Annotated in this window: 11 protein-coding genes; 5 read left to right on the top strand and 6 right to left on the bottom strand. The window is 73.8% G+C overall.

Annotation, left to right across the window (positions count from 1 at the left end; genetic code table 11):
• Positions 1-291: 291 nt before the first annotated feature.
• The gene (locus IE275_RS20565) at positions 292-840 is read right to left on the bottom strand and encodes a MarR family winged helix-turn-helix transcriptional regulator (protein ID WP_189712813.1); all 549 of its coding nucleotides are present in this window, start codon (positions 838-840) and stop codon (positions 292-294) included.
• 123 nt (positions 841-963) lie between these two features.
• On the opposite strand from IE275_RS20565, the gene IE275_RS20570 reads away from it, so the two are divergent.
• A complete protein-coding gene (locus IE275_RS20570; RefSeq protein WP_189713006.1) occupies positions 964-2,238 on the top strand; it encodes an MFS transporter in 1,275 nt (424 codons plus the stop codon).
• 54 nt (positions 2,239-2,292) lie between these two features.
• Here IE275_RS20570 and IE275_RS20575 read toward each other — a convergent pair whose 3' ends face one another.
• From IE275_RS20575 to IE275_RS20585, 3 genes are all read right to left on the bottom strand, one after another.
• Positions 2,293-3,090: a class I SAM-dependent methyltransferase gene (locus tag IE275_RS20575; protein ID WP_189712814.1), complete on the bottom strand. Its 798-nt coding sequence runs from the start codon at positions 3,088-3,090 to the stop codon at positions 2,293-2,295.
• Between the two features lie 200 nt (positions 3,091-3,290).
• The gene (locus IE275_RS20580) at positions 3,291-4,943 is read right to left on the bottom strand and encodes an ATP-binding SpoIIE family protein phosphatase (protein WP_189712815.1); all 1,653 of its coding nucleotides are present in this window, start codon (positions 4,941-4,943) and stop codon (positions 3,291-3,293) included.
• A gap of 265 nt (positions 4,944-5,208) precedes the next feature.
• Positions 5,209-6,588 carry an NAD(P)/FAD-dependent oxidoreductase gene (locus IE275_RS20585; protein WP_189712816.1) on the bottom strand — a complete coding sequence of 460 codons (1,380 nt, stop codon included), beginning with the start codon at positions 6,586-6,588 and terminating at the stop codon, positions 5,209-5,211.
• A 381-nt stretch (positions 6,589-6,969) separates the two neighbouring features.
• Between IE275_RS20585 and IE275_RS20590 the strand changes: the two genes are divergently transcribed.
• Together IE275_RS20590 and IE275_RS20595 are read left to right on the top strand one after the other, a co-directional pair.
• Positions 6,970-7,803, top strand: coding sequence for a TetR/AcrR family transcriptional regulator (locus IE275_RS20590; RefSeq protein ID WP_189712817.1), 834 nt, complete (start codon positions 6,970-6,972; stop codon positions 7,801-7,803).
• Positions 7,804-8,098: 295 nt separating this feature from the next.
• Entirely contained in the window at positions 8,099-10,066 is a 1,968-nt protein-coding gene (locus tag IE275_RS20595; protein ID WP_189712818.1) for a sigma-70 family RNA polymerase sigma factor, read from the top strand.
• Positions 10,067-10,080: 14 nt separating this feature from the next.
• On the opposite strand, the gene IE275_RS45990 is transcribed toward IE275_RS20595, so the two are convergent.
• Complete coding sequence (locus IE275_RS45990) at positions 10,081-13,707, bottom strand: ATP-binding protein (RefSeq protein ID WP_229870402.1); 3,627 nt, start codon at positions 13,705-13,707, stop codon at positions 10,081-10,083.
• A 102-nt stretch (positions 13,708-13,809) separates the two neighbouring features.
• Positions 13,810-15,984 (bottom strand): asparagine synthase-related protein, encoded by a 2,175-nt coding sequence (locus IE275_RS20605; RefSeq protein WP_189712819.1) that lies wholly within the window; start codon positions 15,982-15,984, stop codon positions 13,810-13,812.
• Positions 15,985-16,689: 705 nt separating this feature from the next.
• Between IE275_RS20605 and IE275_RS20610 the strand changes: the two genes are divergently transcribed.
• A complete protein-coding gene (locus IE275_RS20610) occupies positions 16,690-18,117 on the top strand; it encodes an NsdA family TPR-like regulatory protein (RefSeq protein ID WP_189712820.1) in 1,428 nt (475 codons plus the stop codon).
• Between the two features lie 76 nt (positions 18,118-18,193).
• Positions 18,194-19,402 carry an L-2-hydroxyglutarate dehydrogenase gene (lhgD, locus tag IE275_RS20615; protein WP_373299267.1) on the top strand — a complete coding sequence of 403 codons (1,209 nt, stop codon included), beginning with the start codon at positions 18,194-18,196 and terminating at the stop codon, positions 19,400-19,402.
• Positions 19,403-19,442: the final 40 nt, after the last annotated feature.

The following is a 19,442-nucleotide window of genomic DNA, read 5'->3' on the forward strand; positions in this document are numbered from 1 at the left end:
GCGTCTGATTCCCAGTCAGAGGGGGTTGTCTTCCCGGCTGTTGGGCCGTTCCGACGTCTCAAACCTTAGCGGATCCGTTCGGCAGTTCCTAATCGAGCTGCCGGCCCCAAATCGAATTGAATTCGGGCACGCCGAATTACATCCCGTTGGGAGATCGTGCTGGTGGTGTGAGGTGCCGCTACTGCGGCGGAGTGCCACCGAAGAACCGTTACGGCTCCGCGGCAACCCGGAGAACTATACGGATCTGGGCAGGCAGCGTCAAGGAGCCCCTGTCAAGATCTTTTCTGTGGCTCAGTCGAGGTCGCTGAGCCGCCCGCCGGCGTCCGGCTGGGCGTGCTCCACCCGGCGCAGGAGCCGGGTCAGGACGTCGCCGAGGGTGGTGCGCTCCTCCGCGGAGAGGTCCTGAAGGAGGTCCTCCTCGAAGCCCGAGGCCTGGCGCATGGCCTCGGTCCACTTCTCGCGCCCCTCGGGCAGCAGCTCCACGATGACCCGCACCCGGTTGGTCTCGTCGCGCTCCCGGGTCACCAGTCCCTCGGTCACCATGCGGTCGATCCGGTGGGTCATCGCGGCCGGCGTGAGGCCGAGTCGCTTGGCGAGGTCGCTCGGGCCCATCCGATAGGGGGCGCCGGAGAGGACGAGGGCCTTGAGCACCTCCCACTCGGCGTTGCTGATGCCGAGCGCGGCGGTCTGGCGGCCGTACGCGACGTTCATACGTCGGTTCAGCCGGGAGAGCGCGGACACGATCTTCTCGACCTGGGGGTCGAGGTCCCGGAACTCGCGCTGGTAGGCGGCGATCTGCTCTTCGAGTGTCGGCTCGGAGGCGCCGGCGGTGTCGGCCATGGTCGCAGTATCGCACGATGCTCCTTTGCCTTGAAGTCCTTCACTGTGTACTCTTTAGCTTCGAACTTTAGCTTTGAAGTCTTCACTCCTAACTGGTTGAGAGAGGTGAACGTGACCAGGGCGATGGGCGCAGCGATGCGCCGGATCCACGTGGGCAACGCATTCAGCGCGTTCGGGCTCGGCTTCACCGTCCCCTACCTGTACGTCTATGTGGCGCAGGTGCGGGGACTGGGGGCCATGACGGCGGGGCTCGTCCTCGCCGTCTTCGCCGTGGCCGCGCTGATCGTGCTGCCGTTCGCCGGACGGGCGATCGTGCGGCGCGGTCCACTGCCGGTCCTGCTCACCGCCCTGGTCACCGCCGCGCTGGGCGCGCTGAGTCTGGGGCTGGCCGGCAGCGCAGCCGCCGTACTGGCGGCGTCGGCCGCGCTCGGGGCGGGGCAGGCCGTGATGCAGCCGGCGCTGGCCACGATGATCGTGGACTGCTCGAGCGCGGAGACGCGGTCGCGGGCGTTCGCGACGCAGTTCTTTCTCCAGAACCTGGGTCTCGGGGTCGGCGGTCTGATCGGCGGGCATCTCGTCGACACCACGCGGGTCTCGTCGTTCACGCTGCTCTTCTCGATCGAGGCGGCGATCTTCCTGCTGCTGGCCGTCGTGATGGCGACCGTGCGGCTGCCGCGCGCGCCGCGGGTGGGAGACGCTCCGAGGGGGTCCGCCAAGGGCGGCTGGAAGCAGCTGCTCGGCAACCGGGCCATGGTGCAGCTGTGTGTCCTGGGCTTCGTGCTGTTCTTCGCCTGCTACGGACAGTTCGAGTCGGGGCTGGCCGCGTACGGCGTGGAGGCCGCCGGGATCTCCACGTCGGCGCTCGGTACCGCGCTGGCCGCGAACACCGCGGTGATCGTCGTCGCGCAGTTCGCGGTGCTGCGGTTCGTCGAGCGGCAGAAGCGGTCCCGGGTGATCGCGGCCGTGGGGCTGATCTGGGCCCTGGCGTGGGCCGTGGCCGGGTACGCCGGGCTGGGGCACGGCAGCCAGACGATGGCGACGGCCGCGTTCGTGTCGACGTACGCGCTGTTCGGGCTGGGTGAGGCGATGCTGTCGCCGACGGTCGCGCCGCTGGTCGCCGATCTGGCGCCGAGCGGTATGGCCGGGCAGTACAACTCGGCGTTCGCGCTGGTCAAGCAGCTCGCGCTGGCGGTGGGGCCGGCGGTGGGCGGGCCGATGGGGGCCTCGCTGCACGCGCCGTACATCGTGACGTTCCTGCTGTTCTCGCTGGGGATCAGCTATCTCGCCGTGCGGCTGGGGCAGCGGTTGACCGTGGTGCAGGATCAGCCGTGGCTGGTGCGCAACCGCGTGGTCGCGAAGGGTGGGGCTCTGTCGGAGCCCGTTGTCGCGGAGGCGTGAGAGGTGCGAAGGGCGGCCGTCGTTCCTGGAACGACGGCCGCCCTTCGCGTGCGGTCAGCGGGTGGCTGTCACCAGGGTGGCCGTGAAGGGGAAGGTGGTCGTGTCCTCGGGAAGCTGGGCGCGGATGGCGCGGGCGGCTTCGGTGAGGGCCTGTTCGCCGGCGGTCTCGGTGATCTCCTGGCCCCAGGGGATCGCGGAGAGGTGGCCGGGGATGTAGTCCTCCAGTGGGGGCAGGGTGATGGCGAAGGTGAGTTCGCGGCGGTTCACGGCCCGGTAGCCGGCGCCGGTGAGGGCCGTGGTGATGCGGTCGGCGGCGTGGAAGGCCGACCGGTAGGCCTCGGTCGCTTCCGGACCGCCGAGCCGGCCGAGGGTCTTGTACTGGGCGACGAAGTAGGGGGAGTCGTCCAGGTCCGACCAGACCGTGGCGGCGAAGCGGCCGCCGGGGCGGGTGACGCGGGCGGTCTCGCGCAGGGCCGCGTCGAGGTCGGGGAAGAACTGGGCGCCCTGCTGGCAGAGGACGGCGTCGAAGGTCGCGTCGGAGTAGGGGAGGTCGTCGGCGGGGGCGGGGGTGAACTCGATGTCCGGGTAGAGGCGGGGGTGGCACGCTACGGCGATCTTGAGCATGCCCTCGTTGAGGTCCGCGCCGGCGACGCGGCCGGTGGGGCCCGCCTGGGCGGCCGCGGTGCGGGCGGCGAAGCCGGTACCGCAGGCCAGGTCGAGGACGGTGGCGCCGGGAAAGAGGTCCGCGGCGTCCACGAGTGCGGTGACGAAGGGCGCCATGAGGGGCGCGACGTAGTGTTCGTAGCGCTCGGGGGCGCTTCCCTTGAGGTGAAAGCCCGTGACGTCTGCCATGGGGAGCTAGTAGCACCGGGGGGCGTGTTCGCCTAGGTGCTACGCGCGGGGAAGAGGCGTTCGGGTCCCTGTTTTCAGTCTTTTCAGTCTTTCTTCCCGTCAGTCTTTCTTCCCGGACCCTCGGTCCCCGCCCGGTCCTCTCCGGTCCTCCTCGGTCCCCTTCGGTCCTCCTCGGTCCTCTTCAGTCCCCTTCCGTCCGTTCATTCGGCCGGTTTCGGCAGGACGAACTCGCACCACACCGCTTTTCCGCCGCCGGGCGTGCTGCGGCTGCCCCAGTGGGTGGCGATCGTGGCGACGATGGCGATGCCCCGGCCGGACTCGTCGCCCGGTTCCGCACGGCGGCGGCGCGGGTGGTGGTCGTCGCCGTCGGTGACCTCGATGATCAGGCGGCGGTCGGTGCGGCGCAGGCGCAGCCGCATGGGCGGGATGCCGTGCTGGAGGGAGTTGGCGACGAGTTCGCTGGTGGCGAGGACGCCGGCGTCGTGCAGGTCGGGCGGGAAGCGCCAGCTGGTGAGGACGCCGGAGGCGAAGGCACGCGCGCGTGGGGCCGCTTCGACACCGCCGAGGAGATCCAGTGCGGCGTTGCGGAACAGTTCGCTGTCGGGGCCGGTGCGGGCCGGGTGCTGGAGGACCAGGACGGCGACGTCGTCGTCGTGGTCGGCGGTGACACCGGCCGAGCGGACCAGGCGGTCGCAGACGACCTGCGGGGTGCCGGTGGCGCCGGCCAGGGCGCGCTCCAGGGAGGCGATGCCCTCGTCGAGGTCCTCGTCGCGGCGCTCGACCAGGCCGTCGGTGTAGAGGACGGCGGTGGAGCCGGGGCCGAGGGCGATCGAGCCGGAGGCGTGCATCCAGCCGCCGGTGCCCAGGGGCGGGCCGGTGGGCTCGTCGGCGCGGCGGACGGTGCCGTTGTCGTCACGGACCAGGATGGGCAGGTGGCCCGCGGAGGAGTACACCAGCCGGCCCTCGTTGGGGTCGTGGACGGCGTACACGCACGTGGCGATCTGGTTGGCGTCGATCTCGGCGGCGAGCACGTCGAGGAGCTGGAGGACCTCGTGCGGGGGGAGGTCGAGGCGGGCGTAGGCGCGCACGGCGGTGCGGAGCTGGCCCATGACGGCAGCCGCGCGGACACCGCGGCCCATGACGTCGCCGATGACGAGGGCGGTGCGGCCGCCGCCGAGGGTGATGACGTCGTACCAGTCGCCGCCGACGGCGGCCTCGGTGCCGCCGGGCTGGTAGGTGGCGGCGATGCGCAGGTCGTCCGGCTGTTCGAGCTCCTGGGGGAGGAGGGAGCGCTGGAGGGTGACGGCGGTCTCGCGCTGGCGGCGTTCGCTGGCTCTGAGGCGTTCGGCGGCCTCGGCGTGGTCGGTGACGTCGGTGGCGAAGACGAGGACGGCGCCTTCGCCGTTCTCCTCGGCGGCCGGGGTGCAGGTGAAGGTGTAGGAGCGGCCGTCGGGGGCCTTGCGGGACTTCAGGGTGCGGGGCTTGCCGCTGCGCAGGGCCTGGTCGAGGAGGGGCAGGAGGCCGAGGTCGCGCAGTTCGGGAAGGGCCTCGGCGGCGGGTTCGCCGCAGGGGCGGACGCCGAAGGCCGCGGTGTAGGCGTCGTTGACGTAGGCGAGGCGGTGGTCCGGGCCGTGCACGAGGGCGACGAGGGCCGGGACGCGGTCGAGGACCTCACGGACCGGGAGTTCGTCGACGGCGGGGACGGGCGGCGGCTCGTCGGTCAGCTGTTCGGCGCGGGCCGCGGGTACGGAGCCCTCGCTCCGCCGGTCCGTGGTGGTGACCGTGTGCTCGGCCCGCGCGGCGGCGCGGCGCTGCGTTCCGGGGAGCCGGGCGCTCCAGCGCGTGAAGTTCACGAATCCTTGCCTCGTGTAGTCGTCGTCGGCCGGCTCCGGGCCCGGCCTGGGCTCCGGGGGCCGCGCGGCGGTGGCCGCACATTGTTGCAGCACCCGGGATGTGGAGCACGTGGGACCGGCCTCGTGGGGTGGGCGGGGGCGGGCGGTGGCCCGCCCCATGGGCTCGGGGAGGGGCTTATGAGCAGGGAGCAGTCTGGCAGTGTGGGCGCCGTCCGGGCCGACATTCGTCAGACGCAGCGGCGGCCGGGGGAGTTCCTGGATCCGGTCAGGACGACCCCTTCGGGTCGTCGGAGGGCTCGTCAGAAGGCTTTCCACCGGCAGCGAGTTCGAACTCCGCGCGGGGATGTTCGAGGGATCCCAGGGAGACGATCTCCCGTTTGAAGAGCCCGGCGAGGGTCCATTCGGCGAGCACGCGTGCCTTGCGGTTGAAGGTGGGCACACGGCTGAGGTGGTAGGCGCGGTGCATGAACCAGGCGGGGTAGCCCTTGATCTTGCGCCCGTAGACGTGGGCGACGCCCTTGTGGAGGCCGAGGGAGGCGACCGAGCCGACGTACTTGTGCGAGTACGGCTGGAGAGGTTCGCCGCGCAGGGAGCGCACGATGTTGTCGCCGAGGAGCTTGGCCTGGCGGACGGCGTGCTGGGCGTTGGGGGCGGTCTCCTTGCCGGGTTCGGCGGCCGTCACGTCGGGGACGGCGGCGGCGTCACCGGCCGCCCACGCGTGCGTGACGCCTTCGACGGCCAGCTCGGGGGTGCATTTCAGCCGACCTCGTTCGTCGCGCGGGAGGTCGGTGGCAGCGAGGAGGGGGTGGGGTTTCACGCCGGCCGTCCAGACGACCGTACGGGTGGGGAAGCGGGCGCCGTCGCTGAGGACGGCGATGCGGTCGGCGCAGGAGTCCAGGCGGGTGCCGAGGCGTACGTCGATGTTGCGTCGGCGCAGTTCGCTGACGGTGTAGCGGCCCATGTCCTCGCCGACCTCGGGCAGGATCCGGTCGGAGGCCTCGACCAGGATCCACTTCATGTCCTCGGGCTTGACGTTGTGGTAGTAGCGCGTGGTGTAGCGGGCCATGTCCTCGAGTTCGCCGAGTGCCTCCACGCCCGCGTAGCCGCCGCCGACGAAGACGAAGGTGAGGGCTGCGTCGCGGATCGCGGGGTCGCGGGTGGAGGAGGCGATGTCCATCTGTTCGATGACGTGGTTGCGCAGGCCGATGGCCTCCTCGACGGTCTTGAAGCCGATGGCGTAGTCGGCGAGGCCGGGGATCGGCAGGGTGCGCGAGACGGAGCCGGGCGCGAGGACGATCTCGTCGTACGCCAGCTGTTGCGGTCCGGTGCCCTCCTCCTGTGTGGCGAGGGTGGTGAGGGTGGCGGTGCGCTTGGCGTGGTCGACGGCGGTGACCTCGCCGACGACGACCCGGCAGTGCGGCAGGACGCGGCGCAGCGGGACGACGACGTGCCGGGGGGAGACGGCGCCCGCGGCCGCCTCGGGGAGGAACGGCTGGTAGGTCATGTACGGCTCGGGAGTGACCACGGTGATCTCGGCCTCGCCGCGGCCGAGTTCCTGTTTCAGCTTCTCCTGGAGCCGCAGAGCCGTGTACATCCCGACGTAGCCGCCGCCGACAACGAGAATGCGCGCACGTTCCTTCACCATCCCATGACGCACCGGGCGCCGGGCTTTGTCCACAGCCCCGACAAATTGTGTGACCGCGAGTCGCGGCGCCACGGGGTTGGCCGAAACCCGGGAGCGCGGGGCAGGTGCGCAGGTCAGCGGGGGTGCGCCGGGGTGCGGGAAGGGGTGCAATCGGGACGTATACGGCTCGTACTCCGATCGGGGGGCGCTCCGTGCGGAACCTGCCCCTTCTGAATTGACTCCCACTCAACTATGTTCGTATCGACGGGGTGTAGGGGGATACACCTTCCGGATCCACGAAAGAGTGGGGCCGGGCGGGTCGCGATCCCCTGTTCCACACGCCCCGGCTTTCGATGGCGGGGAGAGTCTCCGGGGGGAGACGTCATTACCGGGGGATCATTCATGCACATTCAGGACACGCATTGGTCGTCCGCTTCCGCTCTCGCCCATGGTGGCGGCGGCGTGAGCGCGGCGGCGGGCAACGGACGCGGGGACGCGCGGAACACACCGCTGCGCGTGGACGCACAGCGCAATCTGGAGCACGTCCTGCGGGCGGCGCGCGAGGTGTTCGGCGAGCTGGGGTACGGCGCGCCGATGGAGGACGTGGCGCGGCGCGCCCGGGTGGGCGTGGGGACCGTGTACCGGCGGTTCCCGAGCAAGGACGTCCTGGTGCGGCGGATCGCCGAGGAGGAGACGTCCCGGCTGACCGAGCAGGCGCGGGCGGCCCTGGGCCAGGAGGACGAGCCGTGGTCGGCGCTGTCGCGCTTCCTGCGGACGTCGGTGGCGTCGGGTGCCGGGCGGCTGCTGCCGCCGCAGGTGCTGCGCGTCGGGGTCGCCGAGGAGGGTTCCGAGGGGGCGCCGGCCGACGAGGCGCGGGTGCCGCAGCAGCGGACGCAGCCGGGCGGCGGTGAGCTGCGGCTGGTGGCCGGCGAAGGTGCTTCGGGCACCGCGCCCGGGGCCGCTCCGGGGGCTTCTCCCGCTGCTTCCGTCGGTGTTTCCGCAGGTGCTTCCGTGGACGACGACTCCGGGGCGGCGGCGCTGCTCGACGTCGTGGGCCAGCTCGTGGAGCGGGCGCGGGCGGCGGGCGAGCTGCGCCCGGACGTGTCGGTGGCGGACGTGCTGCTGGTGATCGCGACCGCGGCGCCCTCGCTGCCGGACGCGGCGCAGCAGGCGGCCGCCTCGGCGCGGCTGCTGGACATCCTGCTGGAGGGGCTGCGCTCGCGGCCGTCCTCGTGAGGGGTGGGCCGCGGGGCTCGGAGTACCCGAAAGGGTGACGGGGGCGGGGTGCGTCGGTGCTCACGCCCCCGGCCCGCCCCGTTCGGACATTTCGGCCATTCCGCTTGTGCGGCTCACCTCGTGCCCGCAGGGCGACAGTTGAACCTTCTCCGTACGAGTGAAAGTTAGTACTGGATCTCGACAGGTCCCCACGGACGAGTGGATGGCCCGTCCTGCCGGGTCCTGACCAAAAGCCAATATGGCACTCTGACCCGGTGGTCTGGACGGGTAGGGCAGGCGGCGGGGGCTTTCCGCGATGAGCGTTGACGGACGCGACGAGCAGGTGCCGAGCCAGGGCGGACGCGCGGGAGCGTCCGGCACGCCGGGCGGACGCCCAGGGGCGCCCCGCGGCGCCGGTGGGCGCTCGGGCGGCCCCGGGGGCCAGGGCGCTCGCTCGGGCGGCCCCGGTGGTGGCCAGGGCGCTCCGGAGGGCAGCGTTCCGGCACAGCGGGAGCGGTTCGACGACGGGGTGCTGCCGCCGCGCGATCTGCCGCCGGCCGACACCGATCTGATCGCCCGGATGCGCTCCGGGGACGACAGCGCGTACGAGGAGCTCTACCGGCGCCACGCCGATGCCGTCCGCCGCTACGCCCGCACCTGCTGCCGGGACGCCCACACCGCCGACGATCTGACCGCCGAAGTCTTCGCCCGCATGCTCCAGGCCGTGCGCAACGGCTCCGGCCCCGAGTACGCCGTCCGCGCGTATCTGCTGACCTCCGTCCGGCGCGTGGCCGCCGGCTGGACGCAGTCGGCCAAGCGCGAGCAGCTCGTCGACGACTTCGCCGTGTTCGCCGCGCAGGCCACCCGCTCCTCCGAGGTGTCGGACGACGACACACTGGACCTCGGCGCCGATGTGCGCGCGATGCACGAGGCCGAGCAGTCCATGGCGATGCAGGCGTTCCGCTCGCTGCCCGAGCGCTGGCAGGCCGTGCTCTGGCACACCGAGGTCGAGGACGAGTCGCCGAGCGAGGTCGCGACGCTGTTCGGCCTCGACGCCAACGGCACGCGCGTGCTCGCCAGCCGGGCCCGCGAGGGCCTCAAACAGGCCTACCTCCAGGCCCATGTCAGCTCCACGCTCACCAGCGACGAGGAGTGCGCCCGCTACGCCGACCAGCTCGGCACCTACGCCCGCCGCCGGCTGCGCACCCGCGCCGAACGCGGTCTGCGCAAACACCTGGAGGAGTGCGCCAAGTGCCGGCTGGCCGCCCTCCAGATCGAGGAAGTGGCCGGCAGCATCCCGGCCGTGGTGCCGGTCGCGGTCATCGGCTGGTTCGGCGCCGCCGGGTACGCCAAGGCGCTCGCCCTCATCGCCGGCGGTACCGGAGCGGGCGCGGCGGGCGTCGCGGGCGCGGCGGCCGCGGCGAGCGGCGGCTCCTCGGGCGGGGCGGGCGCCGGGAGCGGCGCGGCGGCGGTCTCGGAGGGGCTGGGCGCCCCGGTGAAGGCAGGCATCGCCGCCGGTGTGGTCGCGGTGGCGGCCGCCGCGGTGGCCCTCGCGCTCGTGGGCGAGAACGGTCCCGCCCGGCAGCCGGAGGCCGGCCCGCCCGCCTCCGCGCCCGTGGTCCGGCCGCAGGAGCCGACGCCCACCCCGACCCGCACCGCGAAGGCGCCCGAGCCGGAGCCGCCGGCGGTCGTCCCGGCCGCCGCCGCGACACCGACACCGACCCCCACCCCACGGGTCACCCCGACCCCCACTCCGACCCCGACGCCCACCCCCGGGTCGACCCCCGGCCCGACTCCCACCCCCACCCCTACGCCGACCCCGACCCCGTCGCCCACTCCCCCGCCCGCCCCGGTCGTCCGCCCGCTGAGCGAGCTGTCCTACGACGTCACCGGCGACGGCACCGAGCCCGAGATCCGGCTCGCCGGCAGCAGCTGGGTGTGGCAGCGCTCCGGGCTGTCCATCGCCGGCCGGCAGTACGCGCGCGGGGTGACCGTGCACGGCGCCTCCGCCGTCACCGTCGACCTCAACCGGGCCTGCACCTCCTACGACGCGATGGTCGGCCTCGACGACCTGACGATGAAGCTCGGCAAGGTCACCTTCTCGGTCCTGGCCGACGGCGCCCCGCTGTGGCGGTCCGGTGTGATCAAGGGCGGCGACCCCGCCGTGCCCGTCCATGTGAACCTCACCGGCCACAAGACCGTGCGCCTGCTGGTCGAGCCGCACAGCCACATCGACGTCGTGGCCCTCGCGGACTGGGCGGACGCCACGTTCACCTGCTCGTAGTCGTCCGCCCGGGGTCACCCGCTCGTGGGGTGGTCCCGTACGGCCTCGGCCAGCTCCCGCACGACGTCGGTCACCGTCAGGGCCGCGCCCCGGGCCCGCTCGGCCGTGTACCGCTCGGCGCTCAGGGCCGCGCGGGCCGTGTCCTCGGCGCGCTCCGCCAGTTCGCACTGCGGGGCCGGACGGGGGACGGGGCCGCGCAGGACATCGGCGGCCGCGAACAGCCTGGCCGCGCGCGGGAAGTCCCCGAGCCGGGCCAGCATCCCCGCCCCGCCGTCCACGACCGCCGACGTGATCGCCTCGGAACACCGGTCGGCCAGCGCCCGGCGCAGCGCGTCGGCGAATAGCGGCAGACCGTACGCCGGACCGGACTCCGCCGCGGTGATCTCGGCGTCGAGCAGGTTCAGCGCCGCCACGAACTGGGGCGGCGGGGTGCCCCGTCCCGTCTCCACGCGGGCGGCCTCGCACATCTCGCGCGCGTGGGAGACGTCCTTGTCGTGGAGCGCGATCTGGGCCCGCAGCAGGGACACGAACGCCTGGGCGTCCAAGGAGCCGTGGCGGTCGGCCGCGACACGTGCCTCGTCGAGCATGGACCGGGCCGCGTCGACATCGCCCGAACGGAACGCGATCTCCGCGAGCCGGGCCATCAGGAACGGCGTCTCGGTGTACGCGCCGACCTCGTAGGCCAGCCGCAACGCCTCGCTGTACTCCCCCTCCGCCTCCGTGAAGCGGCTGCGGGCCATCGCCGCCTCGCCGGACGCGCTGCACACCTGCGCCCGCATCCAGCGGTCACCCACCCGCCGGGCGATCCCGCGCAGCTCCGCCAGGTCGTCGTCGACGCCGAGCAGCCCGCCGGGCGAGTCGACGACCGTGTGCGTACGGAACATCAGGGCGCAGCCCAGCTCCCAGTCACCGCCGTGGGCACGGCAGTTGGCGACGGCCCTGTCGAGAATGGCTCGGACGTCCATCGAGGGATTCCCGTCCAGGTGCGCCCGGTCGGTCATGTCCCTCACGTCCGCCGGATCCGCCTGGTCGGCCAGGTCACGCAGCTGGAAGGCCGTCAGCGGCCAGATCAGGCCGGGCATCCTGGCCGACGCCGGGCCGCCACGCTCGTAGCGGGCGTTGAGCCGCAGAAGGTACTCCCCGCTGCGCGGGTCGGTCCGCAGGGACTGCGGCTCGGCCTCGGACAGCAGGAACACGTGCTGCATCCGCAGGTCCATGCGCCACCCGTGCCGCGGATCGTCGTCCTGGCCGGGCGGTTCGGCGAGGAAGGCCTCCACCGGGTCGACGGCGGCCATACGGGCGGCGAGGTCGGCGGCTCCGGCGGGGACGCGGAAGGAGCGGCACACGAGCGTGGGAACGGTGGGCACCGGGGTGACGGTCTCCGGTGCGGGGGTCTCCGGTGCGCTGGTCGCCGCTCCGGTGTTCTCCGGTGCGCTGGTCGCCGCTCCGGCGTTCTCCGGTGCGGGGGTCTCCGGTGCGGGGGTCTCCGGTGCGTTGGTCTCCGCTGCGGGGAGCGTGTCCAGGATCGCGCCCAGCCGGAGCGTGCGGTCGGTCCACTCGGCGCCTTCGTGGCGGTAGTTGCGCAGCCACCAGAACCAGCCCATGGCGAGGCAGAGGGCGGCGGCCTCCTCCTCGTCGGCGCAGGTGAGTGCGCGCTGGATCGCCACGCGGATGTTGTCCAGCTCGCTCTCCAGGCGGGAGATCCACGGAAGTTGCTCCGCGGAGCGCAGCAGCGGGTCGGCCCGCTCGGCGAGCGCGCGTACCCACGCGCGGTGCCGTCGCTCGGCCGCCGCACGCGCGTGCGGGACCTCGGCGGCGCGTTCCGAGGCGTACTCATGGATCGTCTCCAGCATGCGGTAGCGCATGCCGTCGCCGCCGCCGGGGCGCTCGCACGGGGTGGCGACCACCAGGGACTTGTCGACGAGCGCGCCGACGAGCTCGGCGACCGGGCCGGTGCACACGGCCTCGGCCGCCTCGAGGTCCCAGCCGCCCGCGAAGACGGACAGCTCGCGCAGCAGGGTCCGCTCCGGTGCGTCGAGCAGGTCCCAGGACCAGTCGACGACGGCCCGCAGGGTCTGCTGGCGGGGCAGGGCCGTGCGGCTGCCGGAGGTGAGGAGGCGGAAACGGTCGTCGAGCCGGTCGGCGATCTGCCGGGGCGTGAGCAGCCGGAGCCGGGCGGCGGCCAGCTCGATGGCGAGGGGCAGGCCGTCGAGCCGGCGGCAGATCTCGGTGACCGCTTCCTCCTCCCGGCCCTGGAGGGCGGCGGCCGCGTCGGGGCGGACGGCGGCCGCGCGCTCCCTGAAGAGGCGGTGGGCCTGGTCGGGGAGGAGGGGCTCGACCGGGCGGACCTGTTCGCCGGGGACGCCCAGGGGCTCGCGGCTGGTGGCGAGGATCGTGAGGTCCGGGCAGCGGGTGAGGAGGGTCTCGGCGAGGGCGGCGGCCGCGCCGATGACGTGCTCGCAGTTGTCAAGGATCAGCAGTTCGCTGCGCGGGGCGCAGTACTCGACGAGCAGGGCGACCGGATCGTCCTGCGGGGTGGCCATGTCGGTGGCCATCAGGGCGGTCTCGCGCAGACCGAGGGCGCTGACCACCGCGCCCGGCACCGCCTCCGGCCGGTCGAGCGGCGCCAGCTCGACGAGCCACGCCTGCGGGAGCCCGGCGGCGGCTTCCTCGGCGAGACGGGTCTTCCCGGAGCCGCCCGGTCCGGTGAGGGTGACGAGACGGGCCCTGTGCATGGTGGAACGGATGGCGTCCAACTCGGGTTCCCGGCCCACGAAAGAGGTAAGCCGCGGACGGAGGTTGCCGGTACGCCCGGGAAGCCGGGGTGGGGTGAGGGGGGTCGGCCGGGTGAGGGAGGCCGACCCGGGCCGGGCCGGCGGCAGGGCGTGGGGGCGGGAATCCGGCCGGAGGGAGGCGGCCGGCTGTCGGCCGGCGAGGAGTTCGGCGTGCAGGGCGCGCAGTTCGGGGCCGGGGTCGGTGCCGAGGCCTTCGGCGAGGGTGCGGCGGGCGACCTCGTACGCGGCGAGGGCGTCCGCCTCCCGGCCGGTGTCGCGCAGGGCGCGGATGAGGAGGGCCCGCAGCGGTTCGTCGTACGGGTGCGCGGTGGTGAGTTCCGTCAGGCGCGGGACCGCGTCGTGGGCGTGGCCGAGGACGAGGTCCGCCTCGGCGCGGGCGCGCGTGGCGTCGCGGTGCAGGGCCTCGGGGCGGGTGGCCGCGGTGCGGTCGGGCAGGTCGGCGAGGGCGGGACCGCGCCACAGGGCGAGGGCCGCGTCCAGGGTGCGGGCGGCGTCGTGGGGCTCGCCGTGGCGGAGGGCCGCGGTGCCCTGCCGCACCAGCTTCTCGAAGACGAACAGGTCCACGTCGTCCTCGGTCGCGGCGAGGCGGTAACCGCCGGGGGCCGAGGTGACGGTGTCCTTGCCCACGGTGCGGCGCAGGCGGCCCACGAGGGCCTGGAGGGCGGCGGGTGCGTCCTGCGGTGGAGTGCCGGCCCAGACCTCGTCGATGAGGGTCTCCGGGGCGGTGGGACGGCCGGGGCGCAGCGCCAGTGCGGTGAGGAGGGTGCGCAGGCGGGTGCCGGGGACGGGTACGGGGGTGCCGTGGTCGTCCTCTGTCTGGGTGACGCCCAGGATTCTGTACCGCACGGGTTCATTGTCGCCGGGGGTCGCGGCGGGGGCAGGTGTTTCCGGGGCGCCGGGACCGTCGGGGCACGGCCCGCCGGAGCCGTCGGGGCACACCACCGCCGATCAGCCCCCCGAGGAAACCGCCCGTCTCTGCGGGGCGATCCCCGCCGGTACCGCACGCGCGCGTGCCGGTGTGCCCGTCCAGCAGGTGCCCCGGCGGGACAGCAGCCGGCGGAGCCAGAGTTCCAGGGAGACGAGGTCGGCCAGGCCGTCCAGGGGGAGGGGTTCGCCGGAGGCGGCCGCTCTGAGGGCCTTGCGGACGACTCTCGCCTCGATCAGGCCCGCGTCCGCGAGGAGGGGCGCGTCGAAGAGGGAGAGGAGGGGGTCGGCGGACCTGCGCAGCCCCGCGCGGGCGGCGGCGTTGGCGGAGGCCTGGGAGGGGGCGCCCCAGCCGGCCGGGAGGTCGACGGTGCCGGACACCTTCAGGACGGTGCGCAGGATCTCGGCACGCGCCCCGGGCCGCACGCGCAGGGTCTCGGGCAGGGCGCGGCAGGCGCGTACGACCTGGTTGTCGAGGAAGGGCGCGTGCAGGCGCTGCGAGCGGATCTCGGCGGCCTGTTCCAGGACGCGGAGGTCGGCGGCGTGCCGGGACAGGGCGGCACGCGCGCGGTGGTCGCCAGGGCGCTGCCCGGGGCCGATCCCGTTGCGGTACCCCGCGCCCTCCAGGCGAACCGATACTTCAGCCAGGGCCTCGCCCGTCAGCCACCGCGCCGCGGGGCCCGGTCCGCCCCATGCCAGGGCCGCGAGCGACGCTCCGACGGCATCGCCGGGCTCGTCGAACCGACGCTGGCGGAGCTGTTCGGCGAGGCCCTCCACCCCGGCCCCGTAGGACGTGCGGGCCAGGCGGCGGGCGGCGCCGTACACGCGCGCGGGGACCAGGACCGAGCCGTCGGCCTTCGTCAGGGCGGCGACGGGACGCACGAGATGGCGCCGCTTGCGGTCCATCAGCAGGTCGGCCAGCCGGGCCGGGTGGGCGTCCAGGACCTGGCGGGCGCCGTAGCCGGTGAAGTGGTCCGCGCTGCCCGCGGCGAGCCGCGCGCGGTGCCGGGCGGCGGTGACCAGGCTGGGGCCGGGTTCGTCGGTGAGCGGGCCGTCCAGGTCGGCGTACGGCAGGCTCTCCTCGCCGCCGGTCACGACGACGTGGTGGAGGCGGGGGTTGGCTGCGAGGGTGCCGGCCCGTTCCAGTTCGGCCTCGCGGCCGCCGACGGCCAGGTCGTTGAAGGTGACCGCCAGCAGGCGCTCCCCGGCGCCGGTGCCGTGCCCCAGGACCGTGCCGGGCCGGCCGGGCAGGCCCGCCGCCAGCAGCGCGAGGGTGCCCGAGGCGGGGCCGCCGGAGAGGTCCGCGCCGATGCCGGGGACGGGCATCCCGCGCGCGGCGCGCCGTTCGGCGGGTCCCATGCCGGGGACCGGTCCGGGGTCGATGTCGGGGACGTGCCGGGGCGCGGACAGCCGCGCGCGTACGGCGTCGACGAGCGCGTCCCGGACCCCGTCGACCGCGCTGTCCGGGTCGGCCGGGGGCGCCGCGACGGCGAGGGAGGCGACCGGCTCGTACCCGGCGATCTCGCGCGACCCGGCGCGAAGGATCAGCGCATGCCCCGGTGGAATGCGTCGCACGCCGTCGTACGGGGTGGAGTCGTGCAGGGCGGCCGGTACCTCGGGGGCGGCCAGGAGCGCCGCGAGGTGGCCGAAGTCGAGGTTGGCCTCGATGAGGTCGGCCAGCGGCAGCGCGGCCGTCGCGTACGCGGTGCCGCCCGCCCAGGGGACGTGGAACACCGGGCGCGCGCCCGCCAGGTCGCCGCAGACGGTGATGCGCCGGCCGACCTGGACGATCGCGGTGTAGCTGCCCGGCCAGGCGGTGAGGTGGCGCAGTGCGCCCCCGCGCGCGGCGAGCAGTCCGACGCGCAGCTGCTCGTCGCTGGCCCCGCAGATGCCGAGGACGGCGATCCGGGTCTGCGCGTCGGCCCGGACCACGCGCACCTCGTCGGGGCGCCAGTCGCCGACCGCCCACAGCGGATCGGGGTCGCCCCACAGGAGTTGGGAGCCGACGGGGTGCAAGGTCTCGCCGTCGTAGCCGACTTGGCCGCCGTAGACCTCCTGGCCGTCGAAACCGGCGGACCCCACGGACCCCACGGACCCGACCGAACCGACGGACCCGACCGAACCGACGGAGCCGACCGAACCGACGGTTCCGCCGAGTGCACCCGCGGCGGTGCTGCTCCATCCCACCAACCACCGCATCGACGCCTCCACAGGCTGTGGACAAACGAGTGCACCGTACGAACGGTTCACCATGCTGCCACGAAGAACGCACCACAGAGGGAGGCGGCGCCGCTTGCGATCCGGGGAGTGTGCCCGGGTGGGGGCGGCGGCGCGGGAAGGAGAGACGAGGTGCACCCCGGCGTCTGCGACGTGAATGCGCCCCCGGTACGCTCCCCCAAAACGCCCTGCGCGCCCTCGATTTCCATGGTGGGAGGCGTTGTCGCCCAGGGAACAGAGGGTCGATTTTCGGCCAAATCCCGGACGTACGACCGGCGTCGGGAGCGTCGCGGGCAGGCTCCGCACACGCTCCGTACACGCGCGCGTGCCCTGAACGAGCAGCGCCGGCCCGGGAGACGGACTCCGCCTCCCGGACCGTTCCGCCGCCCGCGGGGATGAAGGCGGCGGTGTCCCCCAGCCCACTGGATCCAGTACAGCGGGCCGACCCACGCACGGCCCATGGAACCGCTCCCCAGGTGGCCGGAGAAGAGCGCACACACGGGCGCACGGCCACACAGCGGGAGCACGCCGCGACGGTCCGTGCCGAAGCCCGTACTTCCGTACGGACCACAATCCCGCCATCCGGAAGAATGCCCCTTAACGCTTGGGATGCGGCGAACTACGCTGGGTTTACGAATGCCGCGTGGTTATGCCAGCGCGCAGCCGTCTGTGTCGAGGGGTGGCGCAATGTCCAGGGAGCTACGCGGGCCGAACGAAAAGCTCGGCGCCGTTCTCGCCCTCGCGGGAATCAGCAACGCAGGACTCGCGCGTCGCGTCAACGACCTTGGCGCCCAACGCGGGTTGACTCTTCGCTACGACAAGACGTCCGTGGCGCGCTGGGTGTCGAAGGGCATGGTGCCGCAGGGCGCCGCGCCGCACCTCATCGCGGCCGCCATCGGGCAGAAGCTCGGCCGCCCGGTGCCGCTCCACGAGATCGGCCTGGCGGACGCGGATCCCGCGCCCGAGGTGGGCCTCGCCTTCCCCAGGGACGTCGGCCAGGCCGTGCGCTCGGCCACCGAGCTGTACCGCCTCGACCTCGCCGGCCGCCGGGCCGGCACCGGGGGCATCTGGCAGTCGCTGGCCGGATCATTCGCAGTAAGCGCATACGCAACGCCTGCCTCGCGCTGGCTGATAACCCCGGCCGACAGTTCGGTGGCACGTGAGGCCCACTCCCTGGAGGGGTCCGGCGCACCGCTCAAAGTCGGCCACAGCGATGTGCAGAAGCTGCGGGAGGCCGCCGAGGACGCCAGGCGCTGGGACTCCAAGTACGGAGGCGGCGACTGGCGTTCGTCCATGGTGCCGGAGTGTCTGCGGGTGGAGGCGGCGCCGCTGCTGCTCGGGGCGTACTCCGACGAGGTGGGCCGGGCGCTCTTCGGGGCGAGTGCCGAACTGACCCGCCTCGCCGGGTGGATGGCCTTCGACACCGGCCAGCAGGAGGCCGCGCAGCGGTACTACATCCAGGCGCTGCGCCTCGCGCGCGCGGCGGCGGACGTGCCGCTGGGGGGCTATGTGCTGGCATCGATGTCGCTCCAGGCGACCTACCGGGGCTTCGGCGACGAGGGCGTCGACCTCGCGCAGGCCGCGCTAGAACGCAACCGGGGGCTGGCCACGGCCCGCACGATGAGCTTCTTCCGCCTGGTCGAGGCCCGGGCACACGCGCGGGCGAACGACGCGCAGGCCGCGGGGGCCGCCCTCAAGGCGGCCGAGAGCTGGCTGGAGCGGGCCCGCGAGGGCGACAACGACCCCTCCTGGCTCGGCTTCTACTCCTACGACCGGTTCGCCGCGGACGCCGCGGAGTGCTACCGCGACCTGAAGGCACCGCGACAGGTGCGCCGCTTCACGGAACAGGCCCTGTCGCAGCCGACCGAGGAGTTCGTGCGCTCGCACGGGCTGCGGCTGGTGGTCTCGGCGGTCGCCGAACTGGAGTCGGGCAACCTCGACGCCGCGTGCGAGCAGGGGGTGCGGGCCGTCGAGGTGGCCGGGCGGATCTCCTCGGCCAGGACCACGGAGTACGTGAAGGACCTGCTGCACCGGCTGGAGCCGTACGGGGACGAGCCGAGGGTGGTGGAGCTGCGGGAGCGGGCTCGGCCGCTGCTGATGGTGGCACCTGCCTAGGCAGCCGCGCACGAGGTACCCGCCCGGCGTTTGAAGGCACTGTCAGTGGCGCAGTGCACTATCGAAGGCGGAGGTGGTGCAGGTGGTGGCGTACGACGGTGATGTGCTCGTCGTCGGTGGGGGCATCGTCGGACTGTCGGCGGCGTACGCGATCACGCGCGCCGCGCCCGGGACCCGGGTGACGGTGCTGGAGAAGGAGCCGGGACCGGCCCGGCACCAGACGGGCCACAACAGCGGGGTGATCCACAGCGGGATCTACTACCGTCCGGGCTCGCTGAAGGCCCGGTACGCGGTGCGCGGCGCCGCGGAGATGACGAAGTTCTGCGCGGAGTACGGCATCCCGCACGCGGTGACCGGCAAGCTGATCGTCGCCACGGACCGCGCCGAGCTGCCCCGGCTGCACGCGCTCGTGCAGCGCGGCCGGGAGAACGGCATAGCGGTCAGGGAACTGGGCGCCTCCCAGATCGCGGAGTACGAGCCGCAGGTGCGCGGGCTCGCCGCGATCCAGGTGGCGACGACCGGGATCTGCGACTTCACGGCGGTCGCCGCCCGGCTCGGCGAGGCGTCCGGCGCGGAGATCCGGTACGGCGCGCGGGTCGTCCGGATCGACCGGCGGCCCGAGCGGGGCGTGGCCGTGCTCACCGACCGCGGGGACGTCGTGCGCGCCCGGGTGCTGGTGAACTGCGCCGGGCTGTACTGCGACGAGATCGCCCGGATGACGGGCGAGGAGCCCGAGGCGCGGATCGTGCCGTTCCGCGGGGAGTACTACACGCTGACCCGGCCCGGGCTGGTGCGGGGGCTGGTCTATCCGGTGCCCGACCCCGCGTTCCCGTTCCTCGGCGTGCATCTGACCCGGGGCATCGACGGCGACGTGCACGTCGGGCCCAACGCGGTGCCGGCGCTAGCCCGCGAGGGGTACGGCTGGGGTGTCGTACGGCCGCGGGAGGCGCTGGCGACCGCGGCGTGGCCCGGGGTGTGGCGGATGGGCCGGCAGCACTGGCGGTACGGCGCCGGGGAGCTGCGGCGGTCGGTGTCGAAGGGGGCGTTCGTGGACGCGGTGCGCCGGATGCTGCCGGCGGTGGAGGCGGAGGACCTGACGCGCGCGGGGGCCGGGGTGCGGGCACAGGCGGTGCTGCGGGACGGCGCCCTGGTGGACGACTTCCTCATACAGGAGGGGCCGCGGGCGGTGCACGTGCTGAACGCGCCCTCCCCCGCGGCGACGGCCTCGCTGCCGATCGGGCGGGAGGTGGCCCGCCGGGCACTGGCGGCACTGGGCGATCGATGAGCCTCTCCGAGCACGGCGGCACCCTCACGGCGCGGCGCCG

It is taken from the genome of Streptomyces phaeofaciens (genome assembly GCF_014648915.1).
GTDB classification, from domain to species: Bacteria; Actinomycetota; Actinomycetes; order Streptomycetales; family Streptomycetaceae; genus Streptomyces; species Streptomyces phaeofaciens.

What these genes read in the sequence shown, in the direction of transcription:
- IE275_RS20610 (WP_189712820.1), top strand. Translation starts at nt 16,690, where the DNA reads ATGTCCAGGGAGCTACGCGGGCCGAACGAAAAGCTCGGCGCCGTTCTC.
- IE275_RS20575 (WP_189712814.1), bottom strand. Translation starts at nt 3,090, where the DNA reads ATGGCAGACGTCACGGGCTTTCACCTCAAGGGAAGCGCCCCCGAGCGC.
- IE275_RS20595 (WP_189712818.1), top strand. Translation starts at nt 8,099, where the DNA reads ATGAGCGTTGACGGACGCGACGAGCAGGTGCCGAGCCAGGGCGGACGC.
- IE275_RS20590 (WP_189712817.1), top strand. Translation starts at nt 6,970, where the DNA reads ATGCACATTCAGGACACGCATTGGTCGTCCGCTTCCGCTCTCGCCCAT.
- IE275_RS20570 (WP_189713006.1), top strand. Translation starts at nt 964, where the DNA reads ATGGGCGCAGCGATGCGCCGGATCCACGTGGGCAACGCATTCAGCGCG.
- IE275_RS20585 (WP_189712816.1), bottom strand. Translation starts at nt 6,588, where the DNA reads ATGGTGAAGGAACGTGCGCGCATTCTCGTTGTCGGCGGCGGCTACGTC.
- IE275_RS20605 (WP_189712819.1), bottom strand. Translation starts at nt 15,984, where the DNA reads ATGCGGTGGTTGGTGGGATGGAGCAGCACCGCCGCGGGTGCACTCGGC.
- IE275_RS20565 (WP_189712813.1), bottom strand. Translation starts at nt 840, where the DNA reads ATGGCCGACACCGCCGGCGCCTCCGAGCCGACACTCGAAGAGCAGATC.